Source organism: Pseudomonas cichorii (assembly GCF_003700275.1).
In the GTDB taxonomy this organism is placed as follows: domain Bacteria; phylum Pseudomonadota; class Gammaproteobacteria; order Pseudomonadales; family Pseudomonadaceae; genus Aquipseudomonas; species Aquipseudomonas cichorii_B.
The window spans coordinates 19,529-31,878 of the sequence record NZ_RBRE01000008.1 but is presented as its reverse complement, the minus strand read 5'-3'; the positions used below and the strand labels follow the sequence as shown (position 1 = coordinate 31,878).

The 12,350-nt window shown below is 60.7% G+C and carries 12 protein-coding genes; all 12 read left to right on the top strand.

Going from position 1 to position 12,350, the window contains the following annotated elements; genetic code table 11:
* The first annotated feature begins 42 nt into the window (after positions 1–42).
* Positions 43–1,245 carry a precorrin-6y C5,15-methyltransferase (decarboxylating) subunit CbiE gene (cbiE, locus tag ALQ04_RS01860; protein WP_122314174.1) on the top strand — a complete coding sequence of 401 codons (1,203 nt, stop codon included), beginning with the start codon at positions 43–45 and terminating at the stop codon, positions 1,243–1,245.
* Positions 1,245–2,342, top strand: coding sequence for a cobalt-precorrin-5B (C(1))-methyltransferase (locus ALQ04_RS01855; RefSeq protein WP_122314104.1), 1,098 nt, complete (start codon positions 1,245–1,247; stop codon positions 2,340–2,342). The genes cbiE and ALQ04_RS01855 overlap by 1 nt, the downstream gene beginning before the upstream one ends.
* Positions 2,339–3,052, top strand: a complete 714-nt coding sequence (locus tag ALQ04_RS01850) for a cobalt-precorrin-6A reductase (protein WP_122314102.1) — start codon at positions 2,339–2,341, stop codon at positions 3,050–3,052. Before ALQ04_RS01855 ends, ALQ04_RS01850 begins: the two co-directional genes overlap by 4 nt.
* 184 nt (positions 3,053–3,236) lie before the next feature.
* On the top strand, positions 3,237–4,067 hold the full coding sequence (locus ALQ04_RS01845; protein WP_122314101.1) for an endo-beta-N-acetylglucosaminidase: 831 nt from the start codon (positions 3,237–3,239) through the stop codon (positions 4,065–4,067).
* Positions 4,068–4,262: 195 nt separating this feature from the next.
* The gene (locus tag ALQ04_RS01840; protein WP_122314100.1) at positions 4,263–4,649 is read left to right on the top strand and encodes a DUF2946 domain-containing protein; all 387 of its coding nucleotides are present in this window, start codon (positions 4,263–4,265) and stop codon (positions 4,647–4,649) included.
* A 55-nt stretch (positions 4,650–4,704) separates the two neighbouring features.
* Positions 4,705–5,166 carry a copper chaperone PCu(A)C gene (locus ALQ04_RS01835; protein ID WP_122314099.1) on the top strand — a complete coding sequence of 154 codons (462 nt, stop codon included), beginning with the start codon at positions 4,705–4,707 and terminating at the stop codon, positions 5,164–5,166.
* Positions 5,167–5,188: 22 nt separating this feature from the next.
* Positions 5,189–5,614 carry a DUF2946 domain-containing protein gene (locus ALQ04_RS01830; RefSeq protein ID WP_122314172.1) on the top strand — a complete coding sequence of 142 codons (426 nt, stop codon included), beginning with the start codon at positions 5,189–5,191 and terminating at the stop codon, positions 5,612–5,614.
* Between the two features lie 142 nt (positions 5,615–5,756).
* On the top strand, positions 5,757–7,130 hold the full coding sequence (locus ALQ04_RS01825; RefSeq protein ID WP_122314097.1) for a PepSY domain-containing protein: 1,374 nt from the start codon (positions 5,757–5,759) through the stop codon (positions 7,128–7,130).
* A 317-nt stretch (positions 7,131–7,447) separates the two neighbouring features.
* Positions 7,448–8,713: an urea ABC transporter substrate-binding protein gene (urtA, locus tag ALQ04_RS01820; protein WP_122314095.1), complete on the top strand. Its 1,266-nt coding sequence runs from the start codon at positions 7,448–7,450 to the stop codon at positions 8,711–8,713.
* A gap of 101 nt (positions 8,714–8,814) precedes the next feature.
* Positions 8,815–10,404: an urea ABC transporter permease subunit UrtB gene (gene urtB / locus ALQ04_RS01815; protein WP_122314093.1), complete on the top strand. Its 1,590-nt coding sequence runs from the start codon at positions 8,815–8,817 to the stop codon at positions 10,402–10,404.
* Positions 10,404–11,483 carry an urea ABC transporter permease subunit UrtC gene (gene urtC, locus ALQ04_RS01810; RefSeq protein WP_122314092.1) on the top strand — a complete coding sequence of 360 codons (1,080 nt, stop codon included), beginning with the start codon at positions 10,404–10,406 and terminating at the stop codon, positions 11,481–11,483. Before urtB ends, urtC begins: the two co-directional genes overlap by 1 nt.
* Complete coding sequence (gene urtD, locus ALQ04_RS01805; protein WP_122314090.1) at positions 11,480–12,340, top strand: urea ABC transporter ATP-binding protein UrtD; 861 nt, start codon at positions 11,480–11,482, stop codon at positions 12,338–12,340. Before urtC ends, urtD begins: the two co-directional genes overlap by 4 nt.
* The last annotated feature ends 10 nt before the right edge of the window (positions 12,341–12,350 follow it).

Genomic DNA, 12,350 nt, shown 5'->3' with positions numbered 1-12,350 from the left:
ATGAAAAGACGCTCTGTCGGAAGTTCGGATCGAGGGATGTACATGTCACCGTGGCTGACCGTCGTGGGAATCGGGGAAGACGGCTATAAAGGCCTGGGCAAGAATGCCCGGCATGCGCTGCTGCATGCCGATCAGGTGTTCGGCAGCCCGCGCCAGCTCGCCTTGCTGCCGCGCTGCATTGCTGCCGAACGCCGGGCCTGGCCCAGCCCGTTTTCCCTGAATCCGGTGCTTGAGCAGCGCGGCGCCGAAGTCTGTGTGCTGGCCAGCGGCGATCCGATGCTGTTCGGGGTCGGCGCCAGTCTGGCGCGGGTGGTTGCCATTGACGAGATGCGCGTGGTTTCCGCGCCCTCTTCCTATTCCCTCGCCGCCGCCCGCCTGGGTTGGCCCTTGCAGGATGTCGTCACACTGTCGGTGGTCGCCCGTCCTCTGGCCGCATTGAACGCCCAGTTTCAGCATGGCATGCGGTTATTGGTGCTGAGCAACGATGGCAGCAGCCCGGCAGCGATTGCCGGGCTGCTGCGCGAGCGGGGTTTCGGTCCCAGCATCATGACCGTGCTTGAGCATTTGGGTGGCGAAGCCGAGCGGCGGATCGACGGGCTGGCCAGCGAATGGGCCAATCCGGAAATTGCCGCGCTGAATCTGCTGGCCATCGACTGCCGCGCAGACGCCAATGCACCGCGCCTGAGTAACCTCGCCGGGCTGCCGGACGATGCTTTCGAGCATGACGGCCAGCTCACCAAGCGCGATGTGCGGGCCATTACTCTGGCGCGGCTGGCTCCGGTGCCCGGCGAACTGCTCTGGGATGTCGGCGCAGGCTGCGGCTCCATCGGCATCGAATGGATGCGCGCGCATCCCACCTGCCGCACCCTGGCCATCGAAGCCGATGAAGGTCGCCAGCACCTGATCGAATTCAACCGCGATGCGCTGGGCGTGCCCGGCCTGCAACTGGTGCGCGGCAGTGCCCCCGAAGCGCTGCATGGCCTGGAAACCCCGGATGCGATTTTCATCGGTGGCGGCGTGACGCGCCCCGGCGTGCTGGAAGCCTGCTGGAAGCAACTGCGCTCCGGTGGTCGACTGGTGGCCAATGCCGTCACCCTGCAAAGCGAGGTCACGCTCATGGCTTGGCGCGAACAGCATGGCGGCGAACTGACCCGCATTCATGTCGCCCACGCCAAGCCGCTGGGCGAATTCGATACCTGGCGCCAGGCATTGCCCATCACCTTGCTGGATGTGGTCAAACCCTGATGCGTGATGAAACCGCCGAACAGCCAGCGCCTCTGCGCAGCGGCCTGACCACCGGCAGTTGCGCCACGGCCACCAGCCTTGCGGCGGCTCGCCTGCTGCTCGGCGGCCAGTTCAACGATGCGGTGCAGATCGTGCTGCCCAAGGGCAAACAGGTGCAGATGCGCCTGGAGTTCTGTCGGCTTGTGGAGGATGGCGCGGAAGCCGCGACAATCAAGGACGCCGGGGACGATCCCGACGTGACCCATGGCGCGCTGGTCTTTGCCCGCGTGCGGCTGATCGCCGAGCCGGGCGTGCGCTTTGTCGCCGGCAAGGGCGTCGGCACCGTGACCCGTCCGGGTCTGGTGCTGAATGTCGGTGAACCGGCGATCAACCCGGTGCCACGCCGGATGATGACCGAGCATCTGCTGGGACTGGCGCAGGAAGTCGGCTACGTTGGGGGTTTCGAGGTCACGGTGGGCGTCGAAGGCGGTGAAGCCCTGGCCCTGAAAACCATGAATCCGCGCCTGGGCATTCTCGGCGGGCTGTCGATTCTGGGCACCAGCGGCATTGTCCGGCCATTCTCCTGCGCGGCTTACATCGCTTCCATCCATCAGGGCATCGATGTCGCCAAAACCAATGGCTATCTGCATATCGCCGCCTGCACCGGCAACGCCAGCGAGGACACCATGCGCCGGGTCTACAACCTGCCGGAAATCGCCCTGATCGAAATGGGCGACTTCGTGGGAGCTGTGCTCAAACACCTGCGCAAGGTGCCGGTGGCCAAACTGAGCATTTGTGGCGGCTTCGGCAAGATCAGCAAACTGGCTGCCGGCCACATGGACCTGCACAGTCGCCATTCCAGCATCAACCTGCCGCAACTGGCGCAATGGGCTGCCGCGGCGGGAGCCGACCTGGAGTTGCAGGACGCGATTCGCGGGGCCAATACCAGCCAGCAGGCGTTGGCCATGAGCGCAGCGGCGGGCGTACCGCTGGGCGATTCCGTCTGCCAGCATGCACTGGATTTTGCCCGAAGCGTGGTGCCTGCTCAGGTAGAAGTAGAAGTGTTCGCCATCGATCGTCAGGGCGCAATTGTCGGACAGGCTGGAGTAAGCGCATGAAACGCATATTGCTGCTGGGCGGTGTAACCGAAGCGCTGGCGATTGCCCGGACGCTGGGGCCGCAACATATCTACAGTCTGGCCGGTGTGGGCCGCGTGCCGACCGACCTGAACTGTCAGCTCAAGGTGGGGGGCTACGGTGGCGCCGAGGGCATGGCGCAGTTCATCCGCGAACAGGGTGTCGACCTGCTGCTGGATGCCACTCATCCCTATGCCGCGCAAATCAGCCATAACGCCGCCCGCGCGGCACAAATGGCCGGCATTCCCTGCTGGGCCCTGCGCCGTCCGGCGTGGCAGGCCGGGCCGGAAGATGACTGGCGTGAAGTAGCGGACTGGGCCGAATTGAGCATCGCCCTCGCGCCGTTCAAGCGCCCGCTATTCACTCTGGGCCGCGAGCCGTTGCAGCACCTGCACGAAATCCCCGGACACCAGTTCTGGACCCTGCGCGCCCTGGATCCTTATCCCGGCAACGAACAATGCGAAGTGATTGGCGCCCGCGGCCCTTTCCACCTCGAAGACGAACGCGCCCTGTTCGCGCGGCGCCGGATCGACGTCCTGATCAGCAAGAACAGCGGCAGCAGCTCCACCGAACCCAAACTGCAAGTGGCCCGCGAACTCGGGTTGCCGGTATTGGTGCTGAAACGCCCGCTGTTGCCGGAGGTAGATCGGGTGCTGGGCAGCGTCGAGGATGTGCTGCAAGCCATAGCTTGAATGTTCACGAAGCGAATTCATTTGCGAGTTCGGTTCGCGAATGAATTCGCTTACCGATATATATTCGGAGATTTCCGCTCATCGCTTGATCGGCCTTACATCAGAAAACCTCCATCGCAACTCACAGCACCCAGGCAGCAGCACTAAAGTTTTCAGGAGTTCCATAACGTAAAAGGAATTACACATGAACAACGAAAACATCATGGCCGGGTATTTTAGAACCTGGCGCGATAAAGCGACGGATCCTGTCATTAACAAGACCGCGATGAACGAACTTCCTGAAAATCTCGATATTGCCCTGGTCTTTCCTGTTGAAACGCCCCCTGACAACCCCTACTGGCAAGCCCTGAAGGACATCTACGTACCGCACCTTCATCGCAACGGCACTAAGGTGGTCATCACTCAGGGAATCCAGGGTCTGCTCGACAACATCAACTATCCGGATACCCCGGCCGGTCATCAGAAGTATGTCGACATGATAATGGATACTTATATAAACCCCTTCCAGCTTGACGGGTTCGATATAGACTTTGAACGCACACTCACTGAGGCCGAACACCGCAAGACGGTAAATGTCTGCGCATTGTTCTCCAAACATCTTGGCCCGTTGTCCGGCACGGAAAAACTGCTGATCATCGACACTAACCGAACCGGTGCCGATCCTCTGTTCAGAGAAACAGGCCCGATGATCAACTACCTGTTCTTGCAGGCCTATGGCAGAAGTCTTGGCCAGATGGACCCTGTCTACAACAGCTTCAAGGATTTCCTGCCGGCGAGAAAATTTGTTCCGGGCTTTTCCTTTTATGAAGAACGCGGCCCGCAATGGAACGACATCAGCGAAGACCGGAACAGCGGCCGGGCTTATGACTATGCCAATTGGCAGCCAAGTGACGGCGGGCGTAAAGGCGGCCTGTTCAGTTATGCCATCGACAGGGACATCCCGAGACGCACCGATGAAATCATCGCCGCAGACTACTACGCCACCCGGAAACTGACCGACCTGATGAACCCCTGATAGACACCCACAAACCAGGTTGGAGCCAATTCATTCGCGAAAATCTGTTCGTGAATGAATTCGCTCCTGGCGATGGCTTGTTTATTGGTTGGCCTTGGCCGCGACACCTGGCCACGCTTCTGCCTTTTTACTTATCGCCCCCATTCAGGCTAAATGGCGGGATCGAGTGGATTGTTCAATAACACGGAAACCGTAATGTCCCGACACCGGACAACATCGGTCTGGATAGCCTGCTTTGCAGTGCTGTTCAGTCTGCTGGCCATGCCTCTGTCGCCGAGCGCTCCACGTGCTCCGGGTGAGCAGTTGCTGTGGGGCAGTTTCTGTAGCAGCAGCGGAACACGCCTGGTGGCGATTTCCCTGAGTGATGGCAGCAACAGCATGCCCGGCAATAACGATCACGCCAGCATGCAACATTGCCCATTCTGCTCAGGCTCTGTAGTGGTCGTCATCTCCTCAGGCTTCAGCCATGGTCCGCTGCTCCAGGCGGGAACGGATTACTTTCCGGCCGCGATCTTTCTGATTCGCCCCTCGCCCCGCCAGCAATGGCCAAGCGCCAATCCGCGAGCTTCTCCGCTAGCCTGATATTCACTTCGCACGTGTCTTGTCGCACTTGAATGAATTGACCGGAGAAACACCCATGTTCAAGAAATTCTTCATGCTGGCAGCCTTGTTGCTGCCTGCATGCTTTGCCAATGCCCATGAATACACCGGCGGTCAGTTACTGATCGGTCACCCCTGGTCCATGGAGTTGCCGCCGAATGCGCCCACCGTGGCGGCGTATTTCACCATCGAGAACAAGGGCAGCAACGCCGACCGCCTGCTCAGCGTCAAAACGCCCATCGCAGGGCAGGCGCAATTGCATGAACATGTGCAGGCAGATGGCCTGATGAAGATGCGCCAGGTGCCGTCGGTCGATGTTCCGGCCGGTGCCAGGGTCAGTTTTGCACCCATGGCCTATCACGTCATGCTGCTGGATATCAAAGACCGGTCTATGCTCGCCTCAGGTCAGCGCTTCCCGATGACGCTGCACTTCGAGAAGGCGGGCGATATCGAGGTCCAGGTCGTGATCCAGAAGCAGGAGCCTGAACACAAACATTGAGTGACTGCCTGACGTGAGCGCCATGCGCCCTGATCGCAACGGCTCATCCACACCTCGCAAAGTCCGGGGCACGTGGCTGAGTCTGTTCGCCATGTTGATGATCTTTATCGGTCCACTGATTTCCCAGTCGATGCCGATGGAGCATCACGCCGGTATGTCCATGTCGGCGTCGGCCCCGATGGACATGGCGATGTCCCATGCCCATCACGGCAGCGAACATGTCCAGCCAGTCGATACGGAGATGGACGATCATGCGCTGTGGGCCAAATGCGGCTATTGCACGCTGCTGTTCAGTTGCCCCGCCTTGTCCCAAGTGTTGAATCTGGTAGCGGCAACGCCTCCAAAGCCCTCCGATTTCTTTACCGCCATCACCCGGCAGAGTCATGCCCGGCAGAGCGCCTTTCTGCATGCCCGAAGTCGGGCACCGCCATCTTCAGTCCTGTCCTGACGCCATAACGATCGCAGCCACTAAGGCTGCGCAACGATCCGAGCGCATTGAAAGACCGGGCCGCACCTTGTGGGCCAAGGTCCAGATGCGTTTCGGATGATGTCCCGTGATTCAGTTAACACTTTCACCGTGAGCGCTTTCCATGTCACAGCGTAAAGTATCCTTCTATAACCTGGCCTGGCGCTGGCACTTCTATGCCGGGCTGTTCGTGGCACCGTTCATGATTCTGCTGTCGCTGACCGGGATCATTTACCTGTTCAAGCCACAGCTGGACAACCTGATGTACAGCGACCTGCTGAGCGTTACCCCGACCCATCACCGGATCAGCGCCGACGAACTGCAACAGCGGGTGCTGAGCAGTTATCCACAGGCCGCGATCAGTAAATACTTCCCGCCGGTCAATGCCGAGGGCAGCGCCCAGTTTGTGGTGCGCGAGCAGGGCCGCGAGTTGAACGTCTTCATCGACCCTTATCGCGGCGAGATTCTCGGCACCCAGGATGCCAAGGACAACCTGCAAGCCATCGCCCGCGCCCTGCATGGCGAACTGATGATAGGCACCGTCGGCGACCGGCTGATCGAGCTGGCGGCAGGCTGGGGCATCATGCTTGTGGTGTCCGGCCTGTATCTGTGGTGGCCACGCGGGACCAGCGCCAGCGGTGTGCTCTGGCCACGCCTGAGCAGCCGCGGACGGGTCTTGTGGCGCGACCTGCATGCGGTCACCGGTTTCTGGGGCTCGTTGATTCTGCTGTTCATGCTTCTCAGCGGCATGACCTGGACAGGCATGTGGGGCAAGCAATACGCCGCCCTGTGGAACACTTTCCCGGCCGAGATGTGGACCAATGTGCCCAAGTCCACGCAACTGGCTGGCGAACTCAACACCGCCAGCGTGCAGACGGTGCCCTGGGCGCTGGAAAACACGCCAATGCCGCAATCCACCGGCGAACACGCCGAGCACATGCAGCATCACGGCATGTCTTCAGGTCCGGCAGCGCCCAAGGTCACCCTGCAGCAAGTGGTCGATATCGCCAGCGAACGGGGCGTCGAGCCCGGCTACAGCATCACTGCACCGAAAACCGCCGAAGGCGTGTTCACGGTCGCGGTGTTCGCCGACGATCCACGCAATGACGCCACCCTGCACATCGATCAATACAGCGGCAAGGTGCTGGCCGATGTGGGCTGGAAGGATTACAGCCTGGTTTCCCGGGCCACCGAAATGAGCGTGATGCTGCATGAAGGCAAGTTTTTCGGCTGGATCAACCAGTTGCTGATCTTCGTCGCCTGCCTGATGATCCTGCTCGGCTCGGTAAGCGGGCTGGTGATCTGGTGGAAGCGTCGTCCCAGGGGCGGCCTGGGCACGCCGCCGCTGCGTCATGATTTACCCCGCTGGAAAACCGCGATCGTGATCATGTTCGGGCTTGCTGTAGCGTTTCCGCTGGTGGGCGTTTCGCTGCTGGTGGTATGGGCATTCGATCGAATAGTTTTTTCACGCTTTGCTAAATCTTCGGCGGCAGCTTAAATTGCAGCTACGAAGCCTGAAACCGGCGGGCGGTTTTGTGATGAATTCCTCACCCGACCGGTTCAGGCCTCGTCAAATCCCCCAAAAAAGCCGCTGATAGCGGCTTTTTTATTGCCGCAATACTTGCCACGCACCAACAACGAACAAAAATTCAGCGACGCACCACGATCAGCGCCACTTCAGTGCGCGAACCCGGGACGCCCTTCTTGCAGAGCCCGTCTGCGCCTCTTTTGTCCGGCTGGGCACAGCCTTTGCTTAGCAGCACCCAGGCAATTCTTTTCGCCCCCAAAACAAAGCCAACCGAACGGAGCCGTCCAATGAAGCGTCGCAGCCTGATCAAAGCTTTCACCCTGACCGCATCAATCGCCGCAATGGGTATGACCTGGACCGTTCAGGCAGCCGAAACGATCAAGGTCGGTATTCTGCACTCGCTTTCCGGCACCATGGCCATTTCCGAAACCTCGCTGAAAGACATGGCGTTGATGACCATCGACGAAATCAATGCCAAGGGCGGCGTGAACGGTAAGATGCTGGAGCCGGTGGTGGTGGATCCGGCCTCCAACTGGCCGCTGTTCGCGGAAAAGGGTCGCCAGTTGCTGACTCAGGACAAGGTCGCCGTGGTGTTCGGCTGCTGGACGTCGGTATCGCGCAAATCGGTATTGCCGGTCTTTGAAGAACTCAATGGCCTGCTGTTCTATCCCGTGCAGTACGAAGGCGAAGAAATGTCGCCCAACGTGTTCTACACCGGCGCAGCGCCTAACCAGCAGGCGATTCCTGCGGTCGAGTACCTGATGAGCGAAGATGGTGGCGCAGCCAAACGTTTCTTCCTGCTGGGCACCGATTACGTTTACCCACGTACCACCAACAAGATTCTGCGCGCGTTCCTGCACTCCAAAGGCGTGAAGGACAGCGATATCGAAGAGGTCTACACCCCGTTCGGTCACGCCGATTACCAGACCATCGTCGCCAACATCAAGAAGTTCTCGGCGGGCGGCAAGACTGCAGTGATTTCCACCGTGAACGGCGACTCCAACGTGCCGTTCTACAAGGAACTGTCCAACCAGGGCCTCAAGGCCACCGACGTGCCGGTAGTTGCCTTCTCGGTCGGCGAAGAAGAACTGCGCGGCATCGACACCAAGCCACTGGTCGGTCACCTGGCTGCCTGGAACTACTTCCAGTCCGTGGAAAACCCGGTCAACAAGAAGTTCGTGGCTGACTGGAAAGCCTACGCCACCAGGAAGAACCTGCCGGGCGCCGACAAGGCCGTGACCAATGACCCGATGGAAGCCACCTACGTCGGCATCCACATGTGGGCGCAGGCCGTCGAAAAAGCCAAGTCCACCGATGTCGACAAGGTTCGTGAAGCCATGGCAGGCCAGACCTTCGCCGCACCTTCGGGCTTTACCCTGACCATGGACAAGACCAACCACCACCTGCACAAGCCGGTGATGATCGGCGAAGTCGAGGATAACGGTCAGTTCAACGTGGTCTGGCAGACCAAGGAGCCGATCCGTGCCCAACCGTGGAGCCCCTACATTCCGGGTAACGACAAGAAGCCGGACCATGCCGTGAAGAGCAACTAAGACCGAGCCAATACCTTTCGCGAATGAATTCGCTCCTACGAACGGTGTAGGAGCGAATTTATTCGCGAAAACTGCCTCACCGCCGACCTCAGGCTACCGATATGCCCAATACCTTGTACCGCCTCATCCTCACCTTTGCGTTGCTGCTGCCATGGGCAGCGCACGCCAGTGATGCCGGCGATTTCGTTTCTGCCAGTTCCTCGCAACAGGCCGACCTGCTTGAAAACTGGGCGGCCAGGCCTGTGCCGGAGCGGGTCGAACTGCTCGAAGCGTTGCGCGATGGACGTGTTGCAGCCGACAGCAGCAAACGCGCCTACCTCGAAAACAATGAAAAGTATGTGGCGATGGATGCCCAGGCACCTGCCGCTGCCGATGCACCAACCCCGGATGAACCGCGCAAACTGCGCCTGAACAACCGACTGCGTGGCCTGGTCGAGACTGCACTGGCCAGTCACCAATTACTGGCAGCCGATGCAGGATTGCGTCTGGCCGCCGCCCGGCAACTGCAAAAAAGTGCCCGTCCCGAGCAACTTGAACTGTTGACCCAGCGGGTCGCTGCCGAAACCGACTCCAGCGTGCATGACGCACTGAGTCTGGCGCTGGCCAATCTGCAACTGGTCGACACCAGCCCTTCTGTGCGTCTGGCTGCCGTGCGCCTGCTGGGTGAAACCGGCGACCCGCTGGCCCGCACCCGACTTGAGTCTCTGCTGGCGCCCGGCGTCGAAACCGATGCCACGGTGCGCATTGCCGCCGAAACCAGTCTGGCGCAGGTCAAACGCAAGCTGATGATCGGCGAAGTGCTGGGTCAGGCCTTCAGCGGCATGTCGCTGGGCTCAATCCTGCTGTTGGCCGCGCTTGGCCTGGCGATCACCTTCGGCCTGCTGGGCGTGATCAATATGGCCCACGGCGAAATGCTGATGCTGGGTGCCTATTCCACCTATGTGGTGCAACTGATGTTCCAGCGCTATGCGCCGGGCGCCATCGAGTACTACCCGCTGATTGCCTTGCCGGTGGCGTTTTTCGTCACGGCACTGATCGGCATGGCCCTGGAACGCACCGTGATTCGCCATTTGTATGGCCGGCCGCTGGAAACCCTGCTCGCCACCTGGGGCATCAGCCTGATGCTGATCCAGGCCGTGCGCCTGCTCTTCGGCGCGCAGAACGTCGAAGTCGCCAACCCCGAATGGCTGTCGGGCGGCTTTCAGGTGCTGCCCAACCTGGTGCTGCCGTATAACCGCATCGTGATCATCGCCTTCGCGCTGTTCGTGGTGGTGCTGACCTGGCTGCTGCTGAACAAGACCCGCCTGGGCCTGAACGTGCGTGCCGTGACCCAGAACCGCAACATGGCCGCCTGCTGCGGCGTGCCCACCGGGCGTATCGACATGATGGCCTTCGGGCTCGGCTCGGGCATTGCCGGGCTGGGTGGCGTGGCCTTGAGTCAGATCGGCAACGTCGGCCCGGACCTGGGCCAGAGCTACATCATCGATTCGTTCCTGGTGGTGGTGCTCGGCGGTGTCGGGCAACTGGCAGGCAGCGTGATGGCGGCCTTCGGGCTGGGCATCGCCAACAAGATCCTTGAACCGCAAATCGGTGCCGTATTGGGCAAGATCCTGATCCTGGCGCTGATCATTCTGTTTATCCAGAAACGTCCGCAAGGCCTCTTCGCACTGAAAGGACGGGTGATCGACTGATGAGTCAGCCATTGATAGTGACCGCCGCACAGAAAGTCGGGCCAAAAGGCACGCTGACCGTGGGCATTCTGGTATTGGCGATACTGCTCGCCATGCCACTGTTGTCGTTGCTGCCCGCCGATAACAGCCTGCAGGTTTCGGCCTATACCCTGACGCTGGTGGGCAAGATCCTTTGCTACGCCATCGTCGCACTGGCGCTGGATCTGGTCTGGGGCTACGCCGGCCTGTTGTCGTTGGGCCATGGACTGTTCTTCGCCCTCGGCGGCTACGCCATGGGCATGTACCTGATGCGTGAAGCGGCGGGCGATGGTTTGCCGGCGTTCATGACGTTCCTGTCGTGGACCGAACTGCCCTGGTACTGGGCAGGCACCGACAACTTCCTCTGGGCCATGTGCCTGGTGGTTCTGGCGCCGGGCTTGCTGGCTCTGGTGTTCGGGTTCTTCGCCTTCCGCTCGCGGATCAAGGGCGTGTATTTCTCGATCATGACCCAGGCCCTGACCTTCGCCGGGATGCTGCTGTTCTTCCGCAACGAAACCGGTTTTGGCGGCAACAACGGCTTTACCAACTTCCGCAGCATTCTGGGCTTCAGCATCAGTTCGCAAGGCACCCGGGCCACGCTGTTCCTGCTGACCGTGCTGCTGCTGGTCGCCAGCCTGTACATCGGCTGGCGTCTGGCACAGAGCAAGTTCGGACGGGTGCTGACCGCACTGCGCGATGCCGAAAACCGCCTGATGTTCTGTGGCTACGACCCACGCGGCTTCAAGCTGTTCGTCTGGGTCCTGAGTGCCGTGCTCTGCGGTCTGGCCGGTGCGCTGTATGTGCCGCAGGTCGGCATCATCAACCCCAGTGAAATGTCCCCGACCAACTCCATCGAGGCTGCCGTCTGGGTAGCGCTGGGTGGACGCGGTACGCTGATCGGCCCGCTGCTCGGCGCAGGTCTGGTCAACGGCATGAAGAGCTGGTTCACCGTGGCGTTCCCTGAATACTGGCTGTTCTTTCTTGGCGCCCTGTTCATCATCGTGACGCTGTATCTGCCCAAGGGCGTGATCGGCCTGCTGAAGAAAAGGAACGAGTCATGAACACCACACCGACACCCGCGTTCATGCTCGAACCGATCCTCGACCCCAACTCCGATGCCGGCACCAGCCGTGACGCCATCGGCCTTGGCCAGCGGGCAGGCAGCGGGCTCAATACCCGACACGGCACGATCCTGACCCTGGAAGACATCAGCGTCAGCTTCGACGGCTTCAAGGCTCTCAACGACTTGAACCTGTACATCGGCGTGGGCGAACTGCGCTGCATTATCGGCCCCAACGGTGCGGGCAAGACCACCCTGATGGACGTGATCACCGGCAAGACAAGGCCCAGCCACGGCAAGGCCTGGTTCGGTGAAACCCTGGACCTGACGCAGATGAGCGAAGTGCAGATCGCCCAGGCCGGGATCGGTCGCAAGTTCCAGAAGCCGACGGTGTTTGAAGCCCTGAGCGTGTTCGAGAACCTGGAACTGGCGCAGAAAACCGACAAGTCGGTGTGGGCCAGCCTGCGCGCCCGTCTCAGCGGCGAGCAGCAGGACCGGATCAACGAAGTGCTGGAAACCATTCGCCTGACCGGCTCGATGCAGCGCCCCGCAGGTTTGCTGTCACACGGCCAGAAACAGTTTCTGGAGATCGGCATGCTGCTGGTCCAGGACCCGCAATTGCTGCTGCTCGACGAGCCGGTTGCGGGCATGACCGACGCCGAAACCGAATTCACCGCCGAACTGTTCAAGAGCCTGGCGGGCAAGCATTCGCTGATGGTGGTGGAACACGACATGGGCTTCGTCGGCTCGATTGCCGACCACGTGACCGTTCTGCACCAGGGCAGCGTTCTGGCGGAAGGCTCACTGGCGGATGTACAGGCTGACGAGCGCGTGATCGAGGTTTACCTAGGCCGTTGAGCCCGTAGGA

What these genes read in the sequence shown, in the direction of transcription:
- urtA (WP_122314095.1), top strand. Translation starts at nt 7,448, where the DNA reads ATGAAGCGTCGCAGCCTGATCAAAGCTTTCACCCTGACCGCATCAATC.
- ALQ04_RS01840 (WP_122314100.1), top strand. Translation starts at nt 4,263, where the DNA reads ATGTCCCGACACCGGACAACATCGGTCTGGATAGCCTGCTTTGCAGTG.
- ALQ04_RS01825 (WP_122314097.1), top strand. Translation starts at nt 5,757, where the DNA reads ATGTCACAGCGTAAAGTATCCTTCTATAACCTGGCCTGGCGCTGGCAC.
- cbiE (WP_122314174.1), top strand. Translation starts at nt 43, where the DNA reads ATGTCACCGTGGCTGACCGTCGTGGGAATCGGGGAAGACGGCTATAAA.
- ALQ04_RS01845 (WP_122314101.1), top strand. Translation starts at nt 3,237, where the DNA reads ATGAACAACGAAAACATCATGGCCGGGTATTTTAGAACCTGGCGCGAT.
- ALQ04_RS01835 (WP_122314099.1), top strand. Translation starts at nt 4,705, where the DNA reads ATGTTCAAGAAATTCTTCATGCTGGCAGCCTTGTTGCTGCCTGCATGC.
- ALQ04_RS01855 (WP_122314104.1), top strand. Translation starts at nt 1,245, where the DNA reads ATGCGTGATGAAACCGCCGAACAGCCAGCGCCTCTGCGCAGCGGCCTG.
- urtB (WP_122314093.1), top strand. Translation starts at nt 8,815, where the DNA reads ATGCCCAATACCTTGTACCGCCTCATCCTCACCTTTGCGTTGCTGCTG.
- ALQ04_RS01830 (WP_122314172.1), top strand. Translation starts at nt 5,189, where the DNA reads ATGCGCCCTGATCGCAACGGCTCATCCACACCTCGCAAAGTCCGGGGC.
- urtC (WP_122314092.1), top strand. Translation starts at nt 10,404, where the DNA reads ATGAGTCAGCCATTGATAGTGACCGCCGCACAGAAAGTCGGGCCAAAA.
- urtD (WP_122314090.1), top strand. Translation starts at nt 11,480, where the DNA reads ATGAACACCACACCGACACCCGCGTTCATGCTCGAACCGATCCTCGAC.
- ALQ04_RS01850 (WP_122314102.1), top strand. Translation starts at nt 2,339, where the DNA reads ATGAAACGCATATTGCTGCTGGGCGGTGTAACCGAAGCGCTGGCGATT.